General features: G+C 54.2%; 1 protein-coding gene. It reads left to right on the top strand.

Features of this window, described 5'->3' with window-relative positions; translation table 11 throughout:
* On the top strand, nucleotides 1-520 hold a 520-nt coding region (locus MRX98_RS22325), incomplete at both ends, for an IS1634 family transposase (protein WP_425523915.1).

The following is a 520-nucleotide window of genomic DNA, read 5'->3' as shown; positions in this document are numbered from 1 at the left end:
AAAATATGAATTCGATGTTGAACGCGCCATTTTTCTCACGGTGTTGCACCGGTTGATGGTTTCCGGATCGGACCGTTTTTGCAGCCGCTGGTGCCGCGATTACATCATCGACGGCATCGAAGGGCTGGACCTTCATCATCTGTACCGCGCCATGGGTTTTTTGGGGGAGCAGATCGGCGGGACGGACGACCCCTCCGTCATTTTGCCGCGCTGCAACAAGGATCTGGTTGAAGAGCTCTTGTTTTCTTATCGTCGCGACCTGTTTTCGAATCTGGATTTGGTCTTTTTCGATACCACCTCGATTTACTTCGAGGGCCGTGGCGGAGAGAGCATCGGTCAAAGAGGATTCAGCAAGGGCCATCGGCCCGATCTTGTTCAGATGGTGGTCGGAGCGGTGATCGACGATAAGGGCCGGCCGATTTGTTGTGAGATGTGGCCCGGCAATACGACCGATGTCACAACGCTTTTGCCCGTTGGCGAGCGGCTCAAGAAGCGCTTCAGCATTAATCGGGTTTGCATC

Origin of the sequence: Desulfatitalea alkaliphila (assembly GCF_022968795.1) — a bacterium.
GTDB classification, from domain to species: domain Bacteria; phylum Desulfobacterota; class Desulfobacteria; order Desulfobacterales; family Desulfosarcinaceae; genus Desulfatitalea; species Desulfatitalea alkaliphila.
This window is presented reverse-complemented; position numbering and strand designations above follow the sequence as displayed.